Origin of the sequence: Ruminococcus sp. RTP21484sp1_RTP21277st1_D2_RTP21277_210401 (genome assembly GCF_040924225.1) — a bacterium.
GTDB classification, from domain to species: Bacteria; Bacillota; Clostridia; order Lachnospirales; family Lachnospiraceae; genus Blautia_A; species Blautia_A faecis.
In genome coordinates, this window is the sequence record NZ_JBCOMJ010000039.1 from 1 (window position 1) to 25,094 (window position 25,094).

At 42.2% G+C, this 25,094-nt stretch carries 29 protein-coding genes and 2 pseudogenes; 21 read left to right on the top strand and 10 right to left on the bottom strand.

What is annotated here, in order from left to right; all coding sequences use genetic code 11:
• Positions 1-214 precede the first annotated feature (214 nt).
• From rplU to rsfS, 8 genes are all read left to right on the top strand, one after another.
• Positions 215-520 (top strand): 50S ribosomal protein L21, encoded by a 306-nt coding sequence (gene rplU, locus AB5706_RS20175; protein WP_118580170.1) that lies wholly within the window; start codon positions 215-217, stop codon positions 518-520.
• Between the two features lie 12 nt (positions 521-532).
• Positions 533-856 carry a ribosomal-processing cysteine protease Prp gene (locus AB5706_RS20180; protein WP_173735552.1) on the top strand — a complete coding sequence of 108 codons (324 nt, stop codon included), beginning with the start codon at positions 533-535 and terminating at the stop codon, positions 854-856.
• 5 nt (positions 857-861) lie between these two features.
• Positions 862-1,149 carry a 50S ribosomal protein L27 gene (gene rpmA, locus AB5706_RS20185; RefSeq protein WP_015542711.1) on the top strand — a complete coding sequence of 96 codons (288 nt, stop codon included), beginning with the start codon at positions 862-864 and terminating at the stop codon, positions 1,147-1,149.
• A 63-nt stretch (positions 1,150-1,212) separates the two neighbouring features.
• On the top strand, positions 1,213-2,505 hold the full coding sequence (gene obgE / locus AB5706_RS20190; protein ID WP_118580176.1) for a GTPase ObgE: 1,293 nt from the start codon (positions 1,213-1,215) through the stop codon (positions 2,503-2,505).
• A gap of 36 nt (positions 2,506-2,541) precedes the next feature.
• Positions 2,542-2,835, top strand: a complete 294-nt coding sequence (gene yhbY, locus AB5706_RS20195; protein ID WP_118580179.1) for a ribosome assembly RNA-binding protein YhbY — start codon at positions 2,542-2,544, stop codon at positions 2,833-2,835.
• Entirely contained in the window at positions 2,819-3,454 is a 636-nt protein-coding gene (nadD, locus tag AB5706_RS20200) for a nicotinate-nucleotide adenylyltransferase (RefSeq protein ID WP_226815140.1), read from the top strand. Before yhbY ends, nadD begins: the two co-directional genes overlap by 17 nt.
• A 2-nt stretch (positions 3,455-3,456) precedes the next feature.
• Positions 3,457-4,062, top strand: coding sequence for a bis(5'-nucleosyl)-tetraphosphatase (symmetrical) YqeK (gene yqeK, locus AB5706_RS20205; RefSeq protein WP_118580182.1), 606 nt, complete (start codon positions 3,457-3,459; stop codon positions 4,060-4,062).
• Between the two features lie 194 nt (positions 4,063-4,256).
• Positions 4,257-4,625 carry a ribosome silencing factor gene (rsfS, locus tag AB5706_RS20210; protein WP_118580185.1) on the top strand — a complete coding sequence of 123 codons (369 nt, stop codon included), beginning with the start codon at positions 4,257-4,259 and terminating at the stop codon, positions 4,623-4,625.
• A gap of 68 nt (positions 4,626-4,693) precedes the next feature.
• On the opposite strand, the gene lexA is transcribed toward rsfS, so the two are convergent.
• Positions 4,694-5,314: a transcriptional repressor LexA gene (gene lexA / locus AB5706_RS20215; protein ID WP_173718930.1), complete on the bottom strand. Its 621-nt coding sequence runs from the start codon at positions 5,312-5,314 to the stop codon at positions 4,694-4,696.
• Positions 5,315-5,707: 393 nt separating this feature from the next.
• Here lexA and AB5706_RS20220 point away from each other — a divergent pair, with 393 nt between their 5' ends.
• The 12 genes from AB5706_RS20220 to AB5706_RS20275 all read left to right on the top strand — a co-directional run bounded on the left by AB5706_RS20220 (position 5,708) and on the right by AB5706_RS20275 (position 16,356).
• A complete protein-coding gene (locus AB5706_RS20220; protein WP_368366290.1) occupies positions 5,708-7,123 on the top strand; it encodes an HlyD family efflux transporter periplasmic adaptor subunit in 1,416 nt (471 codons plus the stop codon).
• 34 nt (positions 7,124-7,157) lie between these two features.
• Entirely contained in the window at positions 7,158-7,862 is a 705-nt protein-coding gene (locus AB5706_RS20225) for a YggS family pyridoxal phosphate-dependent enzyme (protein ID WP_173718929.1), read from the top strand.
• A gap of 15 nt (positions 7,863-7,877) precedes the next feature.
• On the top strand, positions 7,878-8,507 hold the full coding sequence (locus AB5706_RS20230) for a cell division protein SepF (RefSeq protein WP_195379840.1): 630 nt from the start codon (positions 7,878-7,880) through the stop codon (positions 8,505-8,507).
• A 5-nt stretch (positions 8,508-8,512) separates the two neighbouring features.
• The gene (locus tag AB5706_RS20235) at positions 8,513-9,265 is read left to right on the top strand and encodes an RNA-binding protein (protein ID WP_368366297.1); all 753 of its coding nucleotides are present in this window, start codon (positions 8,513-8,515) and stop codon (positions 9,263-9,265) included.
• Positions 9,266-9,294: 29 nt separating this feature from the next.
• A complete protein-coding gene (gene aroB / locus AB5706_RS20240) occupies positions 9,295-10,386 on the top strand; it encodes a 3-dehydroquinate synthase (protein WP_368366291.1) in 1,092 nt (363 codons plus the stop codon).
• A 6-nt stretch (positions 10,387-10,392) separates the two neighbouring features.
• Entirely contained in the window at positions 10,393-10,941 is a 549-nt protein-coding gene (lspA, locus tag AB5706_RS20245) for a signal peptidase II (RefSeq protein WP_368366292.1), read from the top strand.
• Positions 10,942-10,998: 57 nt separating this feature from the next.
• Positions 10,999-11,913, top strand: coding sequence for an RluA family pseudouridine synthase (locus AB5706_RS20250; RefSeq protein WP_368366293.1), 915 nt, complete (start codon positions 10,999-11,001; stop codon positions 11,911-11,913).
• A gap of 106 nt (positions 11,914-12,019) precedes the next feature.
• The gene (locus AB5706_RS20255; protein WP_118580203.1) at positions 12,020-12,658 is read left to right on the top strand and encodes a cytidylate kinase-like family protein; all 639 of its coding nucleotides are present in this window, start codon (positions 12,020-12,022) and stop codon (positions 12,656-12,658) included.
• A gap of 265 nt (positions 12,659-12,923) precedes the next feature.
• Positions 12,924-14,363, top strand: a complete 1,440-nt coding sequence (locus tag AB5706_RS20260) for an AI-2E family transporter (protein ID WP_368366294.1) — start codon at positions 12,924-12,926, stop codon at positions 14,361-14,363.
• A gap of 1 nt (position 14,364) precedes the next feature.
• On the top strand, positions 14,365-14,811 hold the full coding sequence (gene dtd, locus AB5706_RS20265; RefSeq protein ID WP_148463019.1) for a D-aminoacyl-tRNA deacylase: 447 nt from the start codon (positions 14,365-14,367) through the stop codon (positions 14,809-14,811).
• Positions 14,812-15,097: 286 nt separating this feature from the next.
• A complete protein-coding gene (locus AB5706_RS20270) occupies positions 15,098-16,153 on the top strand; it encodes a tyrosine-type recombinase/integrase (RefSeq protein ID WP_148463018.1) in 1,056 nt (351 codons plus the stop codon).
• A gap of 65 nt (positions 16,154-16,218) precedes the next feature.
• Positions 16,219-16,356 (top strand): DUF6783 domain-containing protein, encoded by a 138-nt coding sequence (locus AB5706_RS20275; RefSeq protein WP_368357286.1) that lies wholly within the window; start codon positions 16,219-16,221, stop codon positions 16,354-16,356.
• A gap of 45 nt (positions 16,357-16,401) precedes the next feature.
• Here the strand turns inward: AB5706_RS20275 and AB5706_RS20280 are convergent, their stop codons facing one another.
• Both AB5706_RS20280 and AB5706_RS20285 read right to left on the bottom strand, forming a co-directional pair.
• The gene (locus tag AB5706_RS20280; RefSeq protein WP_118580215.1) at positions 16,402-16,821 is read right to left on the bottom strand and encodes a twitching motility protein PilT; all 420 of its coding nucleotides are present in this window, start codon (positions 16,819-16,821) and stop codon (positions 16,402-16,404) included.
• A 224-nt stretch (positions 16,822-17,045) separates the two neighbouring features.
• A pseudogene (locus tag AB5706_RS20285) lies at positions 17,046-17,159 on the bottom strand (DUF6783 domain-containing protein); the annotation flags it as partial.
• Between AB5706_RS20285 and AB5706_RS20290 the strand changes: the two are divergent.
• Positions 17,136-17,186: pseudogene (locus AB5706_RS20290) on the top strand (DUF6783 domain-containing protein); the annotation flags it as partial. The pseudogenes AB5706_RS20285 and AB5706_RS20290 sit on opposite strands and share 24 nt — an antisense overlap.
• A gap of 40 nt (positions 17,187-17,226) precedes the next feature.
• Here the strand turns inward: AB5706_RS20290 and AB5706_RS20295 are convergent.
• The 7 genes from AB5706_RS20295 to mreC form a co-directional block, all read right to left on the bottom strand.
• Positions 17,227-18,282: a D-alanyl-D-alanine carboxypeptidase family protein gene (locus tag AB5706_RS20295; protein WP_173772358.1), complete on the bottom strand. Its 1,056-nt coding sequence runs from the start codon at positions 18,280-18,282 to the stop codon at positions 17,227-17,229.
• Positions 18,279-19,439, bottom strand: coding sequence for an FtsW/RodA/SpoVE family cell cycle protein (locus AB5706_RS20300; RefSeq protein WP_148463016.1), 1,161 nt, complete (start codon positions 19,437-19,439; stop codon positions 18,279-18,281). The genes AB5706_RS20295 and AB5706_RS20300 overlap by 4 nt, the downstream gene beginning before the upstream one ends.
• Before the next feature lie 4 nt (positions 19,440-19,443).
• Positions 19,444-19,686: a cell division topological specificity factor MinE gene (minE, locus tag AB5706_RS20305; RefSeq protein WP_118580224.1), complete on the bottom strand. Its 243-nt coding sequence runs from the start codon at positions 19,684-19,686 to the stop codon at positions 19,444-19,446.
• A gap of 91 nt (positions 19,687-19,777) precedes the next feature.
• Entirely contained in the window at positions 19,778-20,560 is a 783-nt protein-coding gene (gene minD / locus AB5706_RS20310; protein ID WP_118580227.1) for a septum site-determining protein MinD, read from the bottom strand.
• Positions 20,561-20,690: 130 nt separating this feature from the next.
• Positions 20,691-23,516: a penicillin-binding transpeptidase domain-containing protein gene (locus AB5706_RS20315; RefSeq protein ID WP_368366298.1), complete on the bottom strand. Its 2,826-nt coding sequence runs from the start codon at positions 23,514-23,516 to the stop codon at positions 20,691-20,693.
• 56 nt (positions 23,517-23,572) lie between these two features.
• Complete coding sequence (mreD, locus tag AB5706_RS20320; protein ID WP_173772356.1) at positions 23,573-24,100, bottom strand: rod shape-determining protein MreD; 528 nt, start codon at positions 24,098-24,100, stop codon at positions 23,573-23,575.
• Positions 24,090-25,088 carry a rod shape-determining protein MreC gene (mreC, locus tag AB5706_RS20325; RefSeq protein ID WP_173772354.1) on the bottom strand — a complete coding sequence of 333 codons (999 nt, stop codon included), beginning with the start codon at positions 25,086-25,088 and terminating at the stop codon, positions 24,090-24,092. The genes mreD and mreC overlap by 11 nt, the downstream gene beginning before the upstream one ends.
• Positions 25,089-25,094: the final 6 nt, after the last annotated feature.

The window sequence follows — 25,094 nt, forward strand, 5'->3', positions numbered from 1 at the left end:
CTGTTGATGGAAGCATTATACTACATTGGGACATTTTCCTTTGTGGTATATTAGGACATTATCATAAATGGTTCATATTTTTACAATTTTTTTCACAAAACCTCTTGACGAAACCAAATCTCCCTGTTATTATAATCGAGTATGCCGCACAAAGAGGTTTAAGAGTCGAGAGACCACCATATTTGGCGAGTAAAGTCTATAGGAGGTGCCACAAATGTACGCAATTATTGCAACAGGTGGTAAACAGTACAAAGTTGCTGAAGGCGACGTAATCAGAGTTGAGAAGCTCGGAGTTGAAGCTGGTGAAACCGTTACTTTTGATTCTGTAATTGCAGTTAGCAATGACGGATTAAAGGTTGGAGAAGACGTTAAGGATGCCAGTGTTACCGCTTCTGTAGTTGAGAACGGAAAGGCTAAAAAAGTCATCGTTTACAAGTACAAGAGAAAAACTGGATATCACAAGAAAAACGGTCACAGACAGCAGTACACCAAAGTTAAAATCGAAAAGATCAACGCTTAATCAGGTGCTGTTATGATCAATATTACAGTTAAGAAGAGAAAAGGCTCTTATCTGGATTTTCTGTCCAAAGGACATGCAGGCTATGCCGAAGAGGGACAGGATATTGTATGTGCTGCCGTATCAGCCTTGATCATTACTACTGTGAATTCTCTTGAGAAATTTACGGAAGAGCAACTTGAAGCGGAAGCGGATGAGGGATATGTATCCATCCATTTTAAAACAAATCCGAATACTGAGCGCGGGAAACTGCTTATGGATTCCCTGATTCTTGGATTAACAGAAATTGAGCATAGTTATAACAATCGATATTTGACAGTAAGAGTCAAGGAGGTGTAACAACAATGATGAAGATGAACCTTCAGTTATTCGCACATAAAAAAGGAGTTGGTTCCACAAAGAACGGTCGTGATTCCGAGTCCAAGAGATTAGGTGCGAAGAGAGCAGACGGACAGTTTGTTAAAGCCGGCAACATCCTTTACAGACAGCGCGGAACTAAGATCCATGCAGGCGAGAACGTAGGATGCGGAAAAGACTATACATTATTTGCACTGACCGATGGTGTTGTAAGATTCACCAGAAAAGGCCGCGATAAGAAACAGGTTTCTATCGTACCAGTAGAGGCAGAGTAATTCGTAGAGCAGGAGGCTTCAAATCTATAAAGGTTTGGAGCCTTTTCTTATAAAGGAGATTTAATGTTCGCAGACAGAGCTACCATATATATCCGTTCCGGTAAGGGCGGCGACGGCCATGTAAGCTTCCGCAGGGAAAAATATGTACCTGACGGCGGTCCGGATGGCGGCGACGGCGGCAAGGGCGGAGACGTCATTTTTGAAGTTGACGAGGGACAGAATACCCTCGGTGATTACCGTCATAAAAGAAAATATAAGGCAGAAGACGGTCAGGAGGGCGGCAAAAAGCGCTGCCACGGTGCCGACGGTGCCGACATTATATTAAAGGTACCGGAAGGTACTGTTATCATGGAGGCTGAATCCCGTAAGGTAATTGCAGACATGTCCGGTGACAATCGTCGTCAGATTGTTCTGCGCGGTGGACGCGGCGGTAAGGGAAATCAGCATTATGCAACCCCTACCATGCAGGTTCCCAAATATGCCCAGCCTGGACAGCCTTTTCAGGAGCTTGAAGTGCTTCTGGAGCTAAAGGTGATTGCAGATGTAGGACTGGTAGGTTTTCCTAATGTTGGTAAATCTACATTTCTCTCACGTGTTACAAATGCGAAACCGAAAATTGCCAACTATCATTTCACAACCTTAAGCCCGAACCTTGGTGTTGTAGATACTGAGAATGGCGGTTTTATCATCGCAGATATCCCTGGACTGATCGAAGGTGCTTCTGAAGGAGTCGGTCTTGGTCATGAGTTCCTTCGCCATATTGAGCGTACCAGAGTTCTGGTGCACATTGTGGATGCAGCTTCCACAGAGGGACGAGATCCTATTGATGATATTTATAAGATTACCAAAGAACTGGAGAAATACAATCCGGAAATTGCAAAGCGTCCTCAGGTAATTGCAGCCAATAAAGTGGACTGTATTTTTGACGACGGTCAAGAGAATCCTGTAGACAGACTTCGCAAAGAATTTGAACCAAAAGGTATCAAAGTATATCCCATTTCTGCAGTTACCGGACAGGGTGTACGCGAGCTTCTTTTCCATATCAAGGAACTTCTGGACAGTTGTCCGAAGAAAGCAATCGTATTCGAGCAGGAATTCTTCCCAGAAGATATGCTGATCAATGAGAGCCTTCCATTTACCGTACAGGTTGATGAGGAAGATCCCTCTGTATTTATCGTAGAAGGACCACGTATCGAGAAAATGCTTGGTTATACCAATCTGGATTCTGAGAAAGGCTTCGCCTTTTTCCAGCGTTTCCTGAAAGAGGGCGGCATTCTGGATGAACTGGAAAACGCCGGTATTCAGGAGGGTGATACGGTTCGTATGTATGGATTTGAATTTGATTATTATAAATAAATAGCAGCTATTCAGCAGGTATTCAGGAGATAAATTATGACAAGTAAGCAAAGAGCATATTTAAAAAGTCTGGCAATGAAAATGGATGCCATTATCCAGCTTGGCAAGGGCGGTCTTACACCAGAAAACACCAAGGCTGTTGACGAAGCACTTGCAGCGAGAGAGCTGATTAAAATCAGTGTGCTTCAGAACTGTCTGGAGGATCCTAAGGAAATGGCACAGGTTCTTGCAGAGCGCACCCATTCCCAGGTTGTACAGGTGATCGGTAAGAAGATCGTATTATACCGCGAAGGTAAAAAAGAGAAAAAGAAAATTGAACTGCCAAAATAATCGAAAAAAAATCGGGATCATGGGCGGTACCTTTGATCCCATCCATATGGGACATCTGATCCTGGGTGAGCAGAGCTATGAGCAATTCCAGCTGGATAAGGTTCTGTTTATGCCTTCCGGCAACCCGCCTCATAAACGGGACCGTGCTGGCAGAGCCTCTGATAACCAGCGTGTGGATATGGTCCGGCTTGCAATTGAAGATAATCCCCATTTTGAGTTGTCTCTTGCAGAAATGCACGAGACCGGGTATACCTATACCTATCGCACTCTGGAAGAGCTAAAAGAATACAATCCGGACACAGACTATTATTTTATCATTGGTGCAGATTCTCTTTTTGCTTTTGACGAATGGATGGAACCAGAGCGGATCTGTCGGGCCTGTACTCTTGTGGTGGCTGTCCGGGATCATGCGTCCTACGCTGAACTGAATCGGGAAATCCAGCGTCTTTCTGCAAGGTACAACGGAAATTTTGCCCTTTTGGATACTATGAATATTGATGTGTCCAGTCATCAGATCCGTCAGTGGATTTCAGAAGAAAAAAGTCTGAAATATTACGTCCCGGATAAGGTGATTTCTTACATGAAAGAGAATGGAATTTACAGAAAGAAGGAAGTCTGACCATGGCAGATTACGATTTTGCAAAAATTGAAAAAAAACTTTCCAAATACCTGGATGAGGATCGTTTCCAGCATACCATGGGCGTTATGTACACCAGCGCATGTCTGGCTATGGTCCATGGATATGATATCAAAGATGCACAGGTGTCCGGTCTTCTTCACGATTGCGCCAAATGCATTCCCAATAAGAAAAAACTGAAGATGTGCAGCGAACACAATATTCCGGTTTCCGATTTTGAGAGAAGTCACCCGTTTCTTCTCCACTCCCGTCTTGGAGCTTATATTGCTCACGAGAAATATGGGATTGACGATCAGGAGATTCTTTCTGCCATCAATTATCACACAACTGGCAGACGTGAAATGAGTCTTCTTGAAAAGATTATTTATATTGCAGATTATATTGAGCCCATGCGTTATAAAGCAAGCCGTTTACCGGAAATTCGCAAACTTGCGTTTGAAGACCTGGATGAGTGTATGTATGAGATCCTAAAAGATACCCTGGAGTATCTGGAAGAAGATTCTGCCGATGATATTGAGCCAACTTCCAAGGAGGCTTATATTTATTATAAAGAATTGCATAATAAGCGTAATAACGTATCTGATAATTAATACTCCGCATATACTGGCGAATATTTTTACTATTTACAATTAACATTCTACGAGATGCGAGATATTTCGCACGAGCGAAGGCCAGGTACCACCTGACAGAGGATATTATTTCACTTTTAAAGCCTTTTGTTCTCGCAGGAATTTAAAATAATATTAGGTCAGTATAAGCATTATTAAGAAAGGAGCAGATCAGAATGAGTACAGTAAGTACAGAGAAAATGATGGCACAGATTGCCTGCAAGGCAATTGATGATAAAAAGGGACAGGATATTAAGATAATTGATATTCATAATGTTTCTGTAATTGCAGATTATTTCGTAATCGCAAGCGGTACAAACTCCAATCAGGTTCAGGCGATCGTCGATAATGTGGAGGAGCAGCTTGGACGCGCTGGCTTTGAGGCGAAGCAGATTGAGGGAAACCGCAATTCCAGCTGGATTCTCATGGATTACGGCGATGTGATCGTGCATGTGTTTGATGAGGAAAACCGACTTTTCTATGATCTGGAGAGAATCTGGAGAGATGGAAAGGTTCTGGAGATGGATGCGTTTTTAGAGAAATAAAAAAGTCCCCTTTGGTAAACAATTGTCTGGAAACAGCAATTGTTTGCTAAAGGGGAAATTTTTTATGACTATTGGTAAAAACGCATGACACCAAATACTTTACCCAGAATCTGGATTTCTCCTGTAATGATAATGGGATCCATAGTGTCATTCTCTGGCTGAAGGCGGTAGTAGCCCTTCTCCTTATAGAAGGTCTTCACTGTGGCAGAGTCCTCTACCAGGGCAACTACAATGTCGCCATTATCGGCAGTAGGCTGCTGCTTTACCAGGACCTGATCACCATCAAAGATTCCTGCATTGATCATGCTGTCGCCTTTTACCTTCAGCATGAAGCTCTGTTCATTGGGCATAAATTCTGCCGGGATGGGAAAATAGCCATCTACATTCTCTACAGCCAGAATAGGCTGTCCGGCGGCTACGGTGCCTACAATCGGAACATTGACCACTTCACGGCGGACAAGATTGAAATTGTCATCTATGATCTCTATAGCTCTCGGCTTCGTGGCGTCGCGGCGGATGTATCCGTTCTTCTCAAGAGCTTCCAGATGGGCATGAACAGATGATGTAGACTTCAGATTTACAGCTTCACAAATCTCACGAACTGCTGGCGGGAATCCGCGGTTCAGAATCTCACTTTTAATATATTCTAAAATTTCCTGCTGTTTTTTGCTGATTTTACCATATGTCATAAGAGTTTTCCTCCGAAATTCATTCAACTTTTTCTTATCATACCATATTTTTCTTAATTAAGCAAACAGATATTCTGAAAATATGTTCGTTTTTTGATATGCAGGCTGTTCACAGCTTCCAGCTTTGTTCACGTTACTGTTCACTCCGTTCACAGTAACGCGCTTCGCGATGCACAGAAATCATGCTTTGCATGATTTCGCGCCACAACTCTCGGGTTTTCTGTGAACTTTGTTCACAAAAACACCTCGCGGAACGTTACCAGTGAACAGTAACTTGTTCATACACTTTCACACACTTTTCGTTTTCTTTTCCTTGTGTTCACCGGCAAAAAATGGTACAATTGTTTGGTATGAAAATTCAGAGCCCGACTCAAAAACAAAGGGGGAATCCGCTTGTCCGAGAAGAAATCTAACAAGCCTGGCAAAATGACAGGACTTTTTGTCCAGTTAAAGAACATATTCGGACTGAATATTGCCACCGTTGCTTTTGGTGTATTGTTATTATATATGATTTTTACTGCCTTTTTACTTGTAACCTCCACACATATCGAATCTTACCAGGTTACCACAGGTCCTTTGTCACGAAACGAAACCTACACTGGTATTTCTCTTCGGGAAGAGAGTGTTTTTAAGGCAGAATCCTCCGGTTATGTGAATTATTATGCCCGGGAGGGAAGTAAGATCAATGCCAACGGTGCTGTTTACGGATTAAGTTCCGGAAAAATTGCAGAAACCAAGTCTGCATTGACTGCTGATGAACTGGAGAAGATCCGCAGTTCTATGCTCAGCTTTTCCAAAGGATTTTCCGGAAGTAAATTTAACAACACCTACAGTTTTAAGAACCAGCTGGAGGGAAGCATCCTTCAGTATGAGGGAATTTCCACTGACGGGAATGCAGATTCACAAGTAGTGACCATCGGTGGACAGAATATCTGTAAAGCCCAGGAAGACGGCATTATCCTCTATTCTATGGACGGCTATGAGAATAAGACTGTGGAGAACATTACAGCAGCAGATTTTGACCAGACTTCTTACCATGAAACGGATCTGAAGACATCCGAAAAGGTGCAGGCCGGAGATAACATTTATACAAATATTACCAGCGAATTATGGAGCCTGATCATTCCATTAAGCGACAAACAGGTCGCCAAGCTGGAAGGACGTTCCACCATTCGTGTGAAATTTCTCAAGGATGATATGACACAGAGCGGCGATTTTTCCATCATAAAAATCGATGGTAACAAATATGGAAAAATTGACTTCAGCCGCGGTCTGATCCGCTATGCATCTGACCGTTTTCTGGATATTGAGCTGGTTACCAATACAGTAACCGGTCTTAAGATTCCCCTTTCCGCTATTGAATCCAAGGATTTTTACGTAATTCCGGCAGAATATGCCACGACTGATCCTGACAGCGGAAGTGTAGGCTTTAACAAGATTTCCAAAGATTCCAGCGGAAATAACGTAAGAACCTTTATCAATGCTACAATCTACGGTAAAGTTAAAATTGAATCAGATGATGATTCTGCTGATGAAGCTTACAATTATTACGTGGATAGAAGCGCTTTTAGGGAAGGAGATGCTATTGTAAAAGATGACTCTAACCAGCGCTTTATTGTGGGCGAAACAGATTCTCTGGAAGGCGTTTACTGCATCAATCAAGGGTATGCGGTATTCCGTCAGGTAGATATACTGGATCAGAATGAAGAATATGCCATTATTTCCAGTAATACATCCTACGGACTTTCCCGCTATGACCGCATTGCCAGAGACTCCTCCCAGGTAAAAGAACAGGATATTCTCTACTAAGTTTAACATATACTATTTTTAAGGAGGCTTATAAATGTTAGCTGAAAATTTACAGCAGGTAAATGCAAATATTGAAAAAGCCTGTGCTGCTGTTTCCCGTGACCCAGGTGAAGTCACATTGGTGGCAGTAAGTAAGACCAAACCGGTCTCCATGCTTCAGGAGGCGTATGATGCCGGTGCGCGTGTTTTTGGAGAAAATAAAGTTCAGGAGATCATGGATAAATATGACCAGCTGCCATCAGATATCCAGTGGCACATGATCGGTCATCTGCAGCGCAATAAAGTAAAATATATTATTGACAAGGTTGCCATGATTCACTCGGTAGATTCCCTTCGCCTTGCCCAGACCATTGAGCAGGAAGCTGCAAAGAAAGATCTTGTTATGCCAATTCTGCTGGAAGTTAATGTAGCAGAGGAAGAAAGCAAATTCGGATTAACGACGAATGAGGTGCTTCCTCTTCTTGAGAAAATCAGCATATTTTCCCATATAAAAGTGATGGGACTTATGACCATTGCCCCATTTGTGAAAAATCCAGAAGAAAATCGTGAAGTTTTTCGCACATTGAAGAAATTAAGTGTTGACATTAGTGCAAAAAACATTAATAATGTTAACATGAGTGTTCTGAGTATGGGTATGACCGGAGATTATCAGGTTGCTGTCCAGGAAGGCTCAACCATGGTACGTGTGGGAACCGGTATTTTTGGTGAACGAAATTATGCCACACGGCAAGAAGATTAAGATTGGAGATTGAAAATGAGCGTTTTTGATAAATTATTAGATTCTATTAAACTGAATGATGACGATTATGATGAAGATAATTATTTAGATGAGGATCTGATGGATGATGACGAGGGGGATTTCTTGGATGACGATCCCATGGATGACAAGCCTAAGAAGAAATTCTTCGAGAAATTCGGTCGTAAGAAAGAGGATGATTTGGCTGACGAAGATACTTCCTTTGACGAAGAACCTGTACATACAGCAGCACCAAAGACTGCTGCCAAGGCTCCTGTGAAACAGCCAGCTGAGAAGCAACGCCCTGTAGCTTCTTCCAAAATCACTCCGATGAGAAGCAGCCGTCGTGCTAATCAGGCTTCTTCTATGGAGGTTTGTGTGATCAAACCAGCTTCCATGGAGGACACCCGGGAGATTGCAGACACACTTCTTGACAATGCAACTGTAATTCTGAATCTGGAGGGTATTGATGTAGAACTTGCACAGCGTATTATTGATTTTGCATCTGGCGCATGTTATTCCCTGAATGGTTCCCTTCAGAAGATTTCCAGCTACATCTTCGTACTTGGTCCCTCTTCTGTAGATATCACTGGTGATCTTCAGAATATTCTTGGCGGCGCTACACCTTCTGTAAGAGCCGGTTATTGATTTTTATGGATAAGGATGAATTTTTACTTAAGAGAATCCGGGAGCTGGCAAATCTCTCTTACCAGAGAGATATTGTCACCTTTACGGATTTTCTTAACTTAAACGAACAAAATATGCTTGCTTCCCTTAAGCTTCATCAGATGGGCGTAGAGGTAAAGCTTTTCGGTGGCTATGAGCATGCAGAACGGCAGATGGCAGCTTTTTTCCCCGGAGGCCTTGGTTTTACCTGGGATTATCCTATTGACTGCCTGAAAATAGAGCCCAAGGCTCTTCGTTTTTCTGAGGAGCTTGGACATAGAGATTATCTTGGAGCGCTCTTGAATCTTGGAGTTGACCGCAGTGTAGTTGGTGATATCCTCATCAAGGATAAAGAAGCCTGGTTTTTCTGCCTTCATAAAATGTCTGACTTTTTTATCGATAATCTTATTCGGGTAAAACATACTACCGTGCTGGTTTCCAAAGTAGAGCAGGCAGAAGAGATTCCGGAACCTGAATTTAAAATGATAAATGGTACCTGCGCTTCTGTAAGGCTGGATGCTCTCATCGGGCTGGCTTTTCAGACGTCCAGAAGCAGCATGGTTTCTTTTATTGAAAGCGGTCTTGTGTTTGTAAACGGCAAACTGATCACCTCCAATGGATATGAGCCAAAAGAAGGAGATATTATTTCCGTTCGCGGCAAAGGACGATTTATCTATGATGGTGTATCCAGACAGACAAAGAAAGGACGCCTTGGTGTCCGCATTCGAAAATACGTATAAACAATAATACATTTGGAGAGGATTTAACTATGGCAGAAGAAAAATTACTTGTAAAACGTGACGGGGAGTTCTGTTATCCCATTTATTTTGAAAATGACTTTTCTTTTCTTTCACAGGCCTTAACAGACGAAGGTCTTGCCGGGAAAAGCATGTGTATTGTTTCAGATTCTACAGTAGCACCTCTCTATGCAGACCAGGTGAAGGCAGAGCTTTTGAAAGTGACCGATCATGTATGCCAGTTCACTTTCCCCGCCGGAGAAGCACACAAGAATCTTGATACCGTACAGGATCTTTTCCAGTGCCTTATTAAGAATGGGCTTGACCGCAAAAGTCTGGTGGTTGCTCTTGGAGGCGGAGTAACAGGAGACTTATCCGGCTTCGGTGCTGCAGCCTATCTTCGGGGAATTGATTTTATCCAGATCCCTACCACGCTTCTGGCGCAGGTTGACAGCAGCGTAGGCGGTAAAACTGGCGTTGATTTCAGACAGTTTAAAAATATGGTAGGCGCTTTTCATCAGCCCCGCCTGGTTTATATGAATATGGCCACCTTACAATCCCTCCCTGAGCGCGAATTTGGCTGTGGAATGGGTGAAATTCTAAAGACCGGACTAATTTGCGATAAAGACTTTTTCGACTTTGTATGCGCAAATTACAAGATTATCCGCACTATGGATCCAGAAATGCTTGCCGTTATGATCCGAAAATGCTGTGCCATCAAAGCCGGGGTTGTAGAGCGGGATCCCAAGGAACAGGGAGAGCGTGCTCTTCTTAATCTTGGCCACACCATAGGACATGCAGTCGAAAAGCTGATGAACTTTAACCTTCTCCATGGTCAGTGTGTGGGAATCGGACTTGTTGCCGCAGCTGCCATTTCCAGGGAAAGAGGTCTCCTCACAAATGCTGAATATGAACAGATCTGCCATAGCCTTAAGCTTTACGACCTGCCTTTGTACGTGGAAGGACTTTCTCCCAGAGACATTCTTGCAGCTACCAAAAAGGACAAAAAAATGGAACAGGGACAGATTAAATTTATTCTTATGGATGGTCTTGGAAAGAGTTTTATTGACAAAACAGTTACAGATCAGGAGCTTCTTGTGGGAATTCACGCCATCTGCAGGTAATCTATTATGGAAAATAAAACAGCTTCAAACTACAATGATCTTCCACTAAAAGCACCTAAATTAAAAGCAATTCTGCTTATCCTTTTTCTGGTTCTTCTGGATCAGGGAACAAAGTATTTTGCAATCAGGTATCTGAGAGGAACCTCCGGGATTACTCTTATTGATGATGTGTTAAACCTTCGTTACCTTGAAAACAGAGGCATGGCATTTGGCCTTCTCCAGAATAAGATTCTTTTTCTGGTGCTTACCTGTATTGTGTTTTTTGTGGCTATTATATATCTTTTTATAAAAGCACCTGCAACTGTTTATTACAGACCACTGCTTTATACAGCGGCAATTGTGTTCGCTGGAGCAATGGGGAATTTTATAGACCGTGTTTTCCGTGGATATGTGGTAGATTTTATTTATTTTTCCCTGATTGATTTTCCCACGTTTAATGTGGCAGATATTTACGTGACCTGTGGGATCACAGTGATGGTATTTCTTATGTTTTTCCGTTATACAGAAGAAAATGATTTTGACTTTCTGAAACCGGGGAACAGATCTGCCAGGTAAATTGATTTGTCTGATTTTTCATATACCGCGTAATTGAGAGAGGAGTTTTACTGATACATGGAGCAATTGGAATTTACAGCAACCGAAGATGAAGCAGGAGTGCGCATAGACCGCTGTCTTTCCGATAAATATAAGGAACTTTCCCGTTCTTATCTTCAGAAGCTTCTGAAAGAACAAGGTGTTACCGTCAATGGGAAAGCAGTAAAAGCAAACTACAAAATACAGGCAGGGGATCTGGTTCAGACAACCCTGCCTGATCTGACTGAACCGGATATTCTTCCGGAAAATATCCCTTTGGACATTTTATACGAAGATGATGATGTACTGGTGATAAATAAGCCCAAAGGAATGGTAGTCCATCCTGCAAATGGCCACACCAGCGGAACTTTGGTAAATGCTATTATGTACCACTGTCAGGGCAATCTGTCCGGTATTAACGGGGTTATGCGTCCTGGAATCGTCCACCGTATTGATAAGGACACTACAGGAGCTCTTCTTGTATGCAAGAATGACACGGCTCACCGTGATCTGGCCCAGCAACTGAAAGCGCATACTATCAAGCGGCGTTACCGGGCTATTGTGGCAGGTAATCTTAAGGAAGATGAAGGTACTGTAGAAGGCCCGATCGGCCGTCACCCAATTGACCGGAAAAAAATGGCGATCAACTACAAAAATGGAAAAGACGCTGTCACCCATTATAAAGTCCTGGAACGTTTCGGGAATGCGACTTATATCGAGTGCCGCCTTGAAACCGGTCGTACCCATCAGATTCGTGTACATATGACCAGCCTTGGACATCCTCTTCTTGGCGATGAGATCTATGGCTCAGGCAAAAATCCTTATCATCTCCAGGGACAGACTCTTCATGCCATGGTTTTGGGCTTTGTTCACCCAAGAACAGGAGAGTATATGGAATTTTCCGCACCTTTGCCAGAATATTTTCTCAATTTGTTAGAAAAATTAAGAAAATAGTTGTCAGTTTACCCTGATGTAGTGTATAATAATCTTACAAAATTCCTATGAATTGCCAGTCACGAAGTGAACAGTAACAAAGGAATTGCAGAAGGGAGTGGCAGATATGAACAATACAACAAGTTCAATTATTACCATCGGACGTGAATATGGAAGCGCCGGCAGGCAGATTGGTCAGGAAGTAGCCAGATATTTTGGAATCAAGTGTTACGACAAAGAACTTCTGGAGCATGCTGCAAACGACAGCGGTATTTGCAAGGAATTATTTGAGAATCATGATGAGAGGCCAACTAACAGCTTTCTGTATTCTCTTGTAATGGATACTTATTCTTTTGGATATTCTTCTGCTGGATTTACAGACATGCCTATGAACCACAAGGTTTTCCTGGCACAGTTCGAAGCCATCAAGAAATTAGCTGCAGAAGGCCCCTGTGTTATGGTAGGGCGCTGTGCAGATTATGCTCTTGCAGATAATAAAGACTGTTTCAGTGTTTTTGTTCATGCTGATCTGGACTGGAGGATCAAGCGTATTGCAGGCAAATACAATAAGACACCTAAAGAAGCCAAAGATATGATCACCAAAACAGATAAGAGCCGTGCAAGCTACTATAATTACTACACCAATAAGAAATGGGGTGCAGCAGCGGGCTACAGCTTAAGCGTTGACAGCAGTGTGCTTGGTATCGAAGGTGCTGCCCAGGCGATTATCAATACCATACATATTTTTGATGACCTTAAGAAATAATATACAGAATCATGTGAAAATAAGGAGTTCTCGAAAGAGAGCTCCTTTTGTAATTTGTTGCATCTCAATTCCTGTTTTCGGTTCCTATTTTCAAACGCCATCGCCACTTTATATTTTTTTAATAAGACATTGAGACAAAACTGTGTTATAATAGATGGAAATCGCTGTTTAACAAATAACAGCGCAGACACTTATTGGTTACTGTGCAAACAGCAGACAGTAACACATATTTTGCATTCATGTTTCAGGAGGACGATATTAGAATATGAAATTACGCTGGGACAATCAACATGTTCGCTGGGGAGTAACTTCTTTCCTTGTAATCGCAGCCAGTATGCTCTTTTATTATGGTGTTTTCCATATGAAAACACTGATTACAGGAATCCAGACATTTCTTGGGATTCTCACACCTATTGTTTATGGTGTCGTGATCGCCTTTTTACTGACCCCTGTATTAAATTTTCTGGAGAAAAAAATTATTTATCCGCTTCTTGCCAGGAAAGAAGTATCAGTAGGAAAGAAGGGGCGCAAGGCAATTCGTTGGGCATGCGTAATTTTATGTATGTTTCTCTTCCTTGCTCTTATTTATGCCCTTATTATGATGGTTCTGCCAGAACTGATCCGAAGTATTATGGGGCTGATCTACAGTTTTCCAGCCTATGTGAAGGTTATTCAGAAATGGCTGCAGTCTTTCATTGAGAAATGGAATCTGAACAGTGATGCACTGGACACTTTGAATCAGTCCATCACCACAGCTCAGGACTACCTGACTACGAATATCCTTCCGCAGATGCAGGAAATGCTAAAAAATATTTCCGCGGGTGTGTTTGAATTAATTAATTTTCTGAAAAATTTCCTCATCGGAGCTATCGTTTCACTGTACCTGATGGCAGATAAAGAGGGATTCATTGCCAAGGCAAAAATGCTCACCTACGCAATTTTTAATACCCAGCATGCGAATTTTATCATCCATTCCATGCGTTTTACCAATAGAACCTTTATCGGATTTTTCAGTGGTAAGATTTTGGATTCTGCCATCATTGGCGTATTGTGTTATATTGGTATGAACTTTTTAAATATGCCATATATACTTTTGATCAGTGTGATCATTGGTGTAACCAACGTAATTCCATTTTTTGGACCTTACCTCGGAGCAATCCCAAGTATTTTTCTCATCTTGTTGGTGGATCCGCTGCAGGCTATTTATTTTGCAATTTTTATTCTTGTTCTCCAGCAATTTGACGGCAATATTCTTGGACCGAAGATTCTTGGTGATTCCACAGGACTTTCCAGTTTTCTGGTCATTGTCGCCATCCTTATTGGCGGTGGAATCTTTGGAATCCCAGGTATGATTATTGGCGTTCCTGTTTTTGCAGTACTTTACGCAGCACTTGGCAGACTAGTCCATATCAGCCTGATTTATAAGCAGGTTCCAAATGAGGAGCAAAAATACACCAACATTGACTGTCTGGATCCGGAAACACATGAACCCGTTCTTTTCCCGGAAGAAGAGCCGAAGAAAAGGGAGACGCCCAGACGCACTGCAATGTTGAAATTTACCCTTACTTTGTTAAAAACGATCCAGAAAATTCTGACTACAATCTGGACCCTTATAAAAAAATATTCTGTGATAATTTATCAAAAAGTCAGACAATTGATAGAAGAGTACAGACAGAAACAAAACAGTAAAAAGGACGGAAATTAACATGCGGCTTTTAATACAACGTGTAAATCATGCAAGCGTAAAAGTAGATGGTGAAGTTATCGGAAATATTGGGAAGGGCTTTCTTGTATTGGTCGGCATAGGTCAGAATGATACCAGGGAAATTGCAGACAAATATATGAAAAAAATGCTAGGACTTCGAATTTTTGAAGATGAAAATGGCAAAACAAACCTTTCCCTGGCAGATGTAAATGGGGAGCTTTTGATGGTTTCGCAATTCACATTATATGCCAACTGCAAAAAAGGAAACCGGCCAAGCTTTATTGAAGCCGGTGCGCCAGAACAGGCAAATGAACTTTATGAATACATGCTAAAGGAGGCTGCAAAAGTTGTTCCAGTTGTTCAGCATGGTATTTTTGGCGCTGATATGAAAATTTCACTGGAAAACGATGGACCGTTTACAGTGATGCTGGACGAATCGATCATGTAAAATTAACAGCAATTGTAACGAAACCGGCCAAGGCTATATTGAAGCCGGTGCGCCAGATGTTCAGAATCGTCTGTGACTGCATAATGAATGCAGTCGAACCATCAATTATATTTTAACATTTAATGAAACCAATTATATTTTAACATTTAATGAAACCTTGAAAAACGCCGAAAACAGCCAGAAGAAGTGGCTGATTCGGCGTTATACCACTCATCTAGATCTATACGACAAACCCGAGTTTTTCATATAGATTGGTATCATTATTACTTCTAAAGGAGAATCTTTCATGGATAAAAAAGTCACCTACCACGAACAGACTGACGTCGAAAATACCTTGCGGCTTCGTGATGTTCTAAAAACCTTGCCGCCATTTTGCAAGGATTTCTTTCGTGCCATTGAACCTCGTACCACAACTAAAACCAGAATTTCCTATGCATATGACATCCGCATTTTCTTCCAGTTTCTTCTGGAACAAAATCCAGCCTTCAGGGACTGGTCTATAGATGCCTTTACAGTGGATGTCCTGGATCAGATCACAGCTGTTGATCTTGAAGAATATGAAGAATATCTGAAAGTTTACCAGGCCGGGGATAAAACGGAAACCAATGGCGAACGTGGTCTGAAGCGAAAAATGTCCTCATTGCGAAGTTTTTATGCATATTATTTTAAACGTGAAATGATTCACACAAATCCTACCGTCCTTGTGGACGTTCCAAAGATTCATCAGAAAAGTATCATTCGCCTGGAAGCTGATGAAGTTGCCTTGCTGCTGGATTATATTGAGCACGGCGGGGACGACCTTACCGGTCAGAAAAAGGTATATTATGAAAAAAACAAAGACCGTGACCTCGCTCTCGTTACTCTTCTGCTTGGAACAGGTGTTCGTGTTTCTGAATGTGTAGGTCTTGACATAGAAGACGTAGATTTCAAAAACAATGGAATCAAGGTTACTCGAAAAGGTGGAAATGAAATGGTTGTATATTTCGGTCCTGAAGTAGAAAAAGCTCTGAAAAACTACCTGGAAGTACGCAAGAACATTATTCCTGTAGAAGGCCACGAACACGCTCTCTTCTACTCTACCCAGCGCAAACGAATTGGTGTCCAGGCCGTTGAAAACCTGGTCAAAAAATATGCCCGCCAGGTTACCACCACCAAGAAAATCACCCCTCATAAACTCCGCAGTACCTACGGCACCGCCCTCTACCAGGAAACAGGCGATATTTACCTTGTAGCGGACGTTTTAGGCCATAAGGACGTGAATACTACCAAGAAGCATTATGCAGCCTTAGACGATTCCAGACGGCGTCAGGCAGCCACTGCTGTAAAGCTGCGTGAAGATTAACATCTGCTTCACACGTACAATTGTTGTAATCACCGCATTTAATTCACATAATATTATTATTGTAAATCAATTCAAAACTTTCTGCAAAATCTCCCTCAAAGTGGAGCGTGCAGATTGTAGGAATGATTTTTCAAACACGCTCTAAGGCGCAGCTCAAAAAAGGACATGACCCACAGTCGAGTCATGTCCTTATGTACCTCTAATTTGGTTTTACTGAATTTATAGCTGCAATATCATATTATCCGAGATTATAATGCTACTGCAATCTTATCCTGTAATGCTTCCGGAATCTCTTCTTTGTCAAGCGAAATACTTACAACTATTGAAATTCCATATTTCTCACCGATCTTGTCCAGCTGATCAAGTGTATCTGTAACATCAGCGTCTTCCAACTTGGAAACCTTGAGGAAACTGTCCAGATAAATCTGCTCAAGATCATGATCCTGAGAAATAATACCACAGATGAAACCTACGAATTCATCTGCATTCTTCAATGGATAAGAGGAGACGTCGATAAGACGTACCTTATTGTTAAGCTCATACATATGTTTGGTACTCTTGTCAAGGTAAACAATGCTTCCGTTGGCTTCTTTCACCGCACCGTTTACTCTGTCTAAGAGCACTTTTGTTTTGCCTTTGCCTTTCTTTCCTACGATCAGTTCAACCATGATGTTTTCCTCCTTAGACAATATGATATTAAATTTTTACCAAAAACCTTGTTTAATATGCTTCATATTATAGTATAATTTTTCTAAATTTTCAAGAGTTTTTTTAATATTTCTGTCTATTTTTCTCAATTGTGGCTACGATTCATAAAGCGACTGACTAGTACATCGTTTTCGAAATAACTATGCCTGCACACTCGAATCCACATCCTACGCGATTGGTGTAGTTATTTACGAAACGATGTACTAGAGCGTGTTTGAAAAAGGCTTTCTGCAAGATGTGCGTCACGATTTGTGGGAGATTTTGCCCGGATGAGGGCGCCGTAGCGGGCTACGGCAACCGAATTCGGGCAAAATACACCGCAAAGTGGGGCGTGCAGATTGCGGGAATGATTTTTCAAACAGGCTCTAGTTTATATTCTGCAAAAGGGACGACATCTGCTCATAAAGATCGTCTTTTGTGGAGGCACCCATTACAATGGAAATGTACGGCTTTCCATAAGCATTCTGGCTCAGCAACGCCAGACAGTTACCTGCATTGTCCGTAGTACCGGTCTTTCCACCCAGAATAGTCACATTCTTAGGAGGGGTAGCTTCTCCTGTGAGATAATGGTCTGTGGCAAGTAATGTGGTACTTGCACTGCTTCCGTCCGCATGAGTATATTCTACTGTATAAGATCCAGACTGTGTAATTTGAGTAAACTCTGGATAATTCAAAGCTTCCTTTAGCATCAGATAGATATCATAGGGAGTGGTATAATGGTTTTCATCCTGCAGTCCATGAGGATTGGTAAAATGAGTTCCGGTACAGCCAAGTTCTCTGGCATAACTGTTCATCATCTCCACAAACCCATCTGTAGAACCACCCACATGCTCTGCAATAGCCGCTGCTGCGTCATTACCTGAATAAACCAGCAGACAATGAAGAAGCTGATCCATAGTCACCTGGTCACCTGCCCAAAAGCCGCAAACCTGTGAACCCTCCTCCAGATTCAGATTCTCCTGTGTAATGGTTACTACGTCATCCATATTTCCATATTTCAGTGCCAGCATAGCTGTCATGATCTTGGTGATACTTGCCGGGTATACCTTTTGAAGTGCCTGTTTGGAATAAAGCACCTTTCTGTCATCCAGATCCAGAAGAAGTCCTTTCTGGTTTTCCCCAAGGGAAACACCATCCATCGGAACATCTGATACGACCACACACAAGTTCTCAGCAAAACCATCAGCTCTCAGGCTGTCTAAGTCTGTAATTCCACCAGAAAACTCTCTGGAAGCTACATATGCATCCTCCAGCTTATCAAAAACAGTTCCATTTCGGAGAACATAAATTGCACCGATCCCAGTACCGCCAAGCACAACCAAAAGCAACAGTAAAAGAACAGTATTTCTGATCCTCTTTCTTCTGGAGCTTCGAAATCTTGCCTGTTTACGTCTTGAGTTCTTCTTTTTTGCGGCTGTCATAAATATTCCTCTTTCTTATCAATTTCTTTTCTCTTAAGTTCTTTATTATAAGTACTGCTCTGCAGACCTACATTCATCACAAGCCCCATACCAATAAACAAGCTGACCAGGGAAGTCAGACCATAACTTACAAAAGGAAGAGGCGTACCAGTATTCGGTGCCAGTCCAGTAGCAACGCAGATATTCAAAAAACTCTGTATAGCTACCACACTGCCAATTCCGCAGCAGATAATCTTCCCGGCCAGATCCTTGGCCCTAAGGCTCATCCTGATACATTCAACTGAAATCAATAGCAATAATACGACCAAAGTTGTACATCCTATAAATCCATACTCCTCTCCGGCAACTGCGAAAATAAAGTCGGTCTGGTTCTCTGCAACAAAGTTTCCGGCATTTACAGAAGAAACCTGGTCATCCCCGGTAAGTTTTTTTCCAACCAGTTCTCCGGAGGCAATCGCCGTCTTCGAGTTATTCTGCTGTTCAATATCCTCCTGGTATTCCTCGTTTTCCGGGTAAAGGAAAGACATAATACGTGTTCTCTGATAATCCTTGATCAAAGTCTGATCCGGCTGCACAACAATAGACAAAAATATGATCAGAAGGGGAACCGCGATCAGGATCGCACCTCCGATGATCTTGTAGCTCAGTCCTGCTATATACAGCAGAATACAGAAAATAATGGTTACCGTAATGGTATTTTTCATATCCGGTTGTGCATAAATAAGAGCCAATGGAACAGCCAGAAGGAGCACTGATTCTGCCAACACCCTGAAAGTATTGATATCATCTTCATGGTCCATAAAAAACTTGGCAAAAAACAGAATAATAATAACTTTGGAAAGCTCGGTAGGCTGAAAACGGAAACCACCGATATCCAGCCATCTGGACGCACCTCCAGCCTCACTTCCGAACAATCGTACACCAATAAGCATAAGCAGATTAAAACCATACATGATCCACTGGAAATTCAATATCCAGGAATAATCCATTAACGATAAGATCACCAGCAACACAAGCCCCATCACAACGCCCAAAAGCTGTTTATTTCGAAGATCTGGCGATGCACTTGCTACCAGCTGCACTCCAAACAGACTGATCGCAGTCAGAAGGATCACTAGTTTAAAATTGTAAAAACGTAGCTTATACTGTTTAATCATAAATTTATCTGTCCTTTTTCGTCAACACAGGGATATACGCCATTAAGACAGGCGGTTCCTGTGATATCTGTATTTTCACTTTAGTTTCCTCTATGGTCACATACTTCTTTACTGTATGTACCAGATCGCTTTTTAACATTTTCATCATCTGTGGAGAGCATTCTATGCGTTCTGAGATAAGAAGAAGTTTCATCCTGTCGCGAGCATATCCTGCTGAACGCCTTCTTTCATTTAAAAAGGTCTTCATGCAAAATCCCTCCATTTCAGAGCATTAGTTGACATAACATTATTACAAACAACCAACATGCTATTTTGCGTAACTAATTATTACCTGAATATCAATGTCTTTTAAACAGTCGTGAAAACATACCTTTCTTCTGTCTGAGTTCTGCAAAGGGAACTTCCTCGCCCATAAGCCGTTTACAAATATTCCGGTATTCCTCCTCTGCCTGAGAATTTTTACCAGAAAGAGGCTCTCCCTGATTGGTTGCTATCACAATCTGCTCGTCATCTAAAAGAGTTCCAATCAGATCTACAGCCAGAATCTCTGTCACATCATCCACAGACATCATATCTCCCCTGGCGATCATGTCCGGACGAAGACGGTTGATGATCAGATGGATATCCCGCAGATCATTTGCTTCCAGAAGACCAATGATACGATCCGCATCGCGAATTGCAGATACCTCCGGGGTCGTCACTACAAGAGCTTTATCTGCACCTGCAATGGCATTCTTAAATCCCTGCTCAATTCCAGCCGGACAGTCCAGCAATATATAATCAAACTCCTCCCGCAGATCATCCGTCAGTTTGATCATCTGTTCCGGTGATACGGCGGTTTTATCCTTAGTTTGCGCAGATGGCAGCAGATAGAGCTCCGGATGCCGCTTGTCTTTGATCAGAGCCTGTTTCAGACGGCAGCTTCCATTCACCACATCTACCAGATTATATACGATCCGGTTCTCCAACCCAAGCACAACATCCAGATTACGAAGACCAATATCCGTATCCACAACCACGGTTTTCTTTCCCATCATAGCCAGACCAGTTCCTATATTGGCAACTGTAGTGGTTTTTCCTACACCGCCTTTTCCGGATGTAATGACAATGACTTCACCCATTTCTTCTGATTCCTCCTAAACAAAATGTTCCAAAATCCTGGTATTTCTCTTATGGATATGCCTGCCGGAACACTCCCGGCAGGCATATCCAGTACTGCTGATCAGACTATGAACAGCAGCAAAATCGTTTTTAGTCATTCGATGTATCACTGGTATCTGTAGAAGCAATACCTGTGAGAATAGAATCTTTATCTGCAAGATTGTACATATATTTAAAAATATCATTAGCAATCAGACATGCATTACCGGAGCTGTAACCATTGGCAATACGGATTGCCACTGCATACTCCGGATCAGAGGCCGGCGCATAACCGATAAACAGACCATGGTTTGGATGACGAAGATCCAGCTCTGCTGTACCGGTTTTACCTGCCACTTCTACTCCAAGACCATCAAACTGGGAATGAGTCTGGATCACACGACGCATACCATCATGGATCACATCCCAGATATTTGAAGATATATTTACCACATCCTCAATTTCCGGCTCATACTCCTGGATCACTTCTCCCTTCGGGTTCATTACTTTGTCCAGAAGGGTCAGTTTAAATACATTTCCGGAAGTAGCCATAACAGTAGCATAACGAGCCAGTTCTGATGTGGTAAACAGGTTATTTCCCTGTCCCATATAAGATGGAACTGCTTTGGCATCGGAAACCTTCGGAGTTGCCTCTGAAAGCTCGATTCCAGTCTTCCGGTCCAGACCGATCAAAGAGGCATATTCCTGAAGCTTATTCAGACTCTGCACCTCGGAGAACTCATTATCCCCAACTTTTCCTAGCTGAAAACCGATCATGTTAAAGAAATAGTTACAGGACTGCTCGATTGCAGTACGGATATCCAGACTTCCATGACCATTCTTATACCAGCAATTAATAGGCGGATCTACATAGTCAAAAGTTCCGGTACATTCAATATATGTACCTTCGTCAATAATTCCTTCTTCCATTCCTGCAATTGTTGAAAGAAGCTTCAGTGTGGAACCTGGTGCAGTGGTTTGCTGGGTCGCTTTATTGAAGAACGGACTGGACTGGTCAAGTGCCAGCTTTGCGTAATAATCTGTATCCATATCATTGGTCAGACGATTATTGTCATATCCGGGATAGGAAACAAGTGCAACCACATCTCCAGTCTTTACATCTACAACTACAGCGGACGCTGAGCATGGCATTAATGCCAGCTGTGCAGGCTCTATCTCCAGAGTGTATATCTTATTGATCATAAAATCATAAGCTCCCATTGCTCCGGAAGCCAGATTCTCATAATCATCATCATTTTTGTCAAGGACTCCCTGCTCATAAAGCACCAGGCAGATTTCCTGTCCGGAAATTGTATCTTCCTGCAGCATATATTTGTAAAGGAGCTTGGAAAATCCAGTATCCGTACTGAGATAATCGATAATATATGCTGTCAGTGCCTGATAAATTTCCTCAGAATCCAGATACTCTCCTTCCGGTGAAAAGCTGCTGATGTCGATCCAGCCCTGGCTTGTGGCATAAGTCAGGTAATCCTTCAGGCTGATGGTTTCATCTGTTGTCCAGGCCTTGTAAGTAGCATCTGATGTATCGATGGCATCTTTGGAAATAATTCCAAGCGTGTCTCTAAGAAGGTCATTACAGATGTAAGACAGATATTCCTGTGTTTCTTCATCTTCATCCTTATAGGCTGGCGGGTTTGAGCCATTCAGCTTCGTGCTTATTGTATCAAAAACTCTCTGCTGCTTTTGTTGAAATTTGGCATATAAATTTTTTTCTATGTCAGAGGCATCCTCATTGCTGAATTTGGTGATATCAATCACACTGTTGGAAATCAGGGCATTGTATACATCATAAATAGGAATACGGATCTGACTGGCATCTGTGACATACGTGTAATCAAAAGTCTTTGCCGCATCAATTTTCGTCAGAAGAACACCAGCCACACGCTGTTTGAGGATCTGATAGATTGCCGATTGCCAGTCAGTTTCAATAGTAAGCTGCACATCATCTCCTGCAACCGGCTCTACTTTGGTGTCCTCGTCAATTTTTAGAACCTTTCCAAGGTTATCAACAGAAACCGTCTCCTTACCGTCTGTTCCCTGAAGGGTAAGTTCCATATACTGCTCAATTCCTGCTTTACCTACGATCGCATCATTGGAATAATCCGGATTCTGTTTCCGAAGCTCTGTCAGCTCCTCGGAGGAAGCCTTACCAGTATAGCCAAGGATTGGTGCCATGCTTTCATCATCAATATACTGGCGGATGGAATCCTCAACCACATCAATTCCCTGCAGTCCGGTCTTATTCTCCATGATCGCAGCTACCGACTTTTCACTGACATTGGTAGCAATGGTAACCTGCATGTATTTCTTAAAACTGTTGGTATTCAGTTCGTAGCGGATAGTTGCAATATCAAGCATTTCCTGCTTGGTCAAAGTAAGAGGCAGACCATGGGAGATCAGCTCGTCCTCTGTATAAGCACGATCACCGCTAAGAACAATAGAAAATTTCTCGGAACCAGTGAGAAACTCCATCATCTGATCCGCAGTCGCCGTCTTCTGTTCATCTTTCAGATCATCGATCAATGCCTGTCCATAAATATCGGCACGGAAGCGATTCAGGGTAAAGCCCTCAACAACATCAAAAGCATACTCTCCATTCTTATCTACCACAATATGGAAGGAATGGGTAATATCATCTCCGTTGCTGTGAAGGATCTGAAGTACCTGATAGGCTACACCATTTAATGTAAGATTCTTCTCCCTTGTAGAAGTGTAAGTTCCATTATCTTCCAGCGTCAGAGAATAGGATAGCACATTAGATGCAAGAATATCTCCGTTTCTGTCCAGAATATTTCCGCGGGTGCTCTTGAGCACACGCTCTTTGGTTGTCCTGGCCTGGAATTTGCTGATGTAATCCTCTCCCTGAATAATCTGCAGATCAAATAATCTACGCACCAGAACAACTGACATTATCACAAATACCAAGATCAGGACTGTTGTTCGTTTTAAACTGATTTTCTTGAAAATTCGTTTTATTTTAGTACCCAAATTGACTCACTTTCTTTCCTGGTTATGTTCATGTAGTGATAGTTTATGTAACGGAAAATCCGGTATACAATCAAGGTAATAAATACCGTGTAAAACATTTCCGGGATAATGATCCTGTACAGATAAGTCCCAAGTCCCAGTCTGCCTCTTAAAAGGAACTGCAGCCCATAAACAGACAGATTATATAAAAGATCTGCAACTGCAGTCAGAAACATAGGAACCTTCACATCATCATCGTAATAAATCCTGTGCGCATATCCACTTAAATAACCAATATACATATAGATCAAAGCATAAAATCCAAATACTGATCCAAAGAACAGATCCACAAAAAGCCCTGAAAAAAATCCTGCCCAAAGGCCGCTTTTGCGCCCGCGCATAAGCCCTATGGATACACAGAAAACCAGCATCAGATTAGGAGTTACAGAGCCAATAGAAATCAGATCCATAACCGTACACTGCAGAAGAAAACATATTACGATCGTAAGAAAATAGACAATCTTACCCTTCATCTGCGCCCTCCTGTCCGTCTGCCGCACTGCTGTCAGTACTGCCGCTACTCTCCTGACTGCGGTCGCCAGAAGTACTGTCAGAACTGCCGCTGTCAGAATTGCCTTCCACCTGCGCAGTTCCGTCTACCAGATCCTGCTTATTCACAGTAATAACAAATACATCTTTCAAATGAAGGAAATCCACAGGTGTTACAATGGTTCCTGTCTTAGTCAGATTATTGCTGTCTACCTGCACTTCGCTTACATATCCGATAAACAATCCTTCTACAAATTTCTCACTGATATTGGAAGTAACAATACGTTCCCCGACAGTCACCTTGTTCTCCTGATCATAAAGCTGCTCAAAGCGAAGCTTTCCTTCATCAATCAGTTCCAGGTCTCCGTTTACAATACAGTTATCAGAAGTGCTTACAGTCATTGCACTTACGCTGCTGCTGTCATCAATAATGGAGCGGACAGTAGCCCAGGAGGAACCAACTTCTGTGACAATTCCAACAAGCCCCTTGCCTGCGATCACATTATTATCGACCCTTATCCCATCATCAGAACCTTTGTTGATCATAAAGGTATCGTACCAGTTTCCAGGATCTTTGGAAATGATAGACGCAGCCACCTTCGGATAGTCCTCATAGGTCTGATCCAGATTGTAAAGTTCTTTCAGTCTCTGATATTCCCCCTGATCCTGGATCAGTTTGTTATTCTGTGTAGTCAGACTGTCCAGTTCTGCCTTCAGCTCTTCATTTTCAAAAAGCAGATCCTGTTTGTCCTTGAAACTGTCCCTAATAGAACGGACCATACTGCCGATCTTTTCAATGCTTTTTTCAAAAGGGACTATGACAATTCCCGCTGTTTCCTGCAAAGGAGCTGTGGAAATACCTGAAGCAAATGTAGCCACAATACAGCTCAGACAGAAAAGTGTCATAATCGCCAGCAAATGTTTACTTTTCAGATTTATGCGAAATCGAAATTTTTTCTTAAGGTTTTTCATAAAATG

Excerpts from the sequence above, each read along its gene's own strand:
- AB5706_RS20255 (WP_118580203.1), top strand. The coding sequence starts at position 12,020 with ATGAACAATACAACAAGTTCAATTATTACCATCGGACGTGAATATGGA.
- minE (WP_118580224.1), bottom strand. The coding sequence starts at position 19,686 with ATGAAGACCTTTTTAAATGAAAGAAGGCGTTCAGCAGGATATGCTCGC.
- obgE (WP_118580176.1), top strand. The coding sequence starts at position 1,213 with ATGTTCGCAGACAGAGCTACCATATATATCCGTTCCGGTAAGGGCGGC.
- AB5706_RS20225 (WP_173718929.1), top strand. The coding sequence starts at position 7,158 with ATGTTAGCTGAAAATTTACAGCAGGTAAATGCAAATATTGAAAAAGCC.
- aroB (WP_368366291.1), top strand. The coding sequence starts at position 9,295 with ATGGCAGAAGAAAAATTACTTGTAAAACGTGACGGGGAGTTCTGTTAT.
- yqeK (WP_118580182.1), top strand. The coding sequence starts at position 3,457 with ATGGCAGATTACGATTTTGCAAAAATTGAAAAAAAACTTTCCAAATAC.
- lexA (WP_173718930.1), bottom strand. The coding sequence starts at position 5,314 with ATGACATATGGTAAAATCAGCAAAAAACAGCAGGAAATTTTAGAATAT.
- minD (WP_118580227.1), bottom strand. The coding sequence starts at position 20,560 with ATGGGTGAAGTCATTGTCATTACATCCGGAAAAGGCGGTGTAGGAAAA.
- AB5706_RS20250 (WP_368366293.1), top strand. The coding sequence starts at position 10,999 with ATGGAGCAATTGGAATTTACAGCAACCGAAGATGAAGCAGGAGTGCGC.
- mreD (WP_173772356.1), bottom strand. The coding sequence starts at position 24,100 with ATGAAGGGTAAGATTGTCTATTTTCTTACGATCGTAATATGTTTTCTT.
- AB5706_RS20180 (WP_173735552.1), top strand. The coding sequence starts at position 533 with ATGATCAATATTACAGTTAAGAAGAGAAAAGGCTCTTATCTGGATTTT.
- AB5706_RS20270 (WP_148463018.1), top strand. The coding sequence starts at position 15,098 with ATGGATAAAAAAGTCACCTACCACGAACAGACTGACGTCGAAAATACC.
- yhbY (WP_118580179.1), top strand. The coding sequence starts at position 2,542 with ATGACAAGTAAGCAAAGAGCATATTTAAAAAGTCTGGCAATGAAAATG.
- AB5706_RS20230 (WP_195379840.1), top strand. The coding sequence starts at position 7,878 with ATGAGCGTTTTTGATAAATTATTAGATTCTATTAAACTGAATGATGAC.
- rsfS (WP_118580185.1), top strand. The coding sequence starts at position 4,257 with ATGAGTACAGTAAGTACAGAGAAAATGATGGCACAGATTGCCTGCAAG.
- AB5706_RS20295 (WP_173772358.1), bottom strand. The coding sequence starts at position 18,282 with ATGACAGCCGCAAAAAAGAAGAACTCAAGACGTAAACAGGCAAGATTT.
- lspA (WP_368366292.1), top strand. The coding sequence starts at position 10,393 with ATGGAAAATAAAACAGCTTCAAACTACAATGATCTTCCACTAAAAGCA.
- AB5706_RS20260 (WP_368366294.1), top strand. The coding sequence starts at position 12,924 with ATGAAATTACGCTGGGACAATCAACATGTTCGCTGGGGAGTAACTTCT.
- AB5706_RS20280 (WP_118580215.1), bottom strand. The coding sequence starts at position 16,821 with ATGGTTGAACTGATCGTAGGAAAGAAAGGCAAAGGCAAAACAAAAGTG.
- AB5706_RS20235 (WP_368366297.1), top strand. The coding sequence starts at position 8,513 with ATGGATAAGGATGAATTTTTACTTAAGAGAATCCGGGAGCTGGCAAAT.
- dtd (WP_148463019.1), top strand. The coding sequence starts at position 14,365 with ATGCGGCTTTTAATACAACGTGTAAATCATGCAAGCGTAAAAGTAGAT.
- mreC (WP_173772354.1), bottom strand. The coding sequence starts at position 25,088 with ATGAAAAACCTTAAGAAAAAATTTCGATTTCGCATAAATCTGAAAAGT.
- AB5706_RS20300 (WP_148463016.1), bottom strand. The coding sequence starts at position 19,439 with ATGATTAAACAGTATAAGCTACGTTTTTACAATTTTAAACTAGTGATC.
- rpmA (WP_015542711.1), top strand. The coding sequence starts at position 862 with ATGATGAAGATGAACCTTCAGTTATTCGCACATAAAAAAGGAGTTGGT.
- rplU (WP_118580170.1), top strand. The coding sequence starts at position 215 with ATGTACGCAATTATTGCAACAGGTGGTAAACAGTACAAAGTTGCTGAA.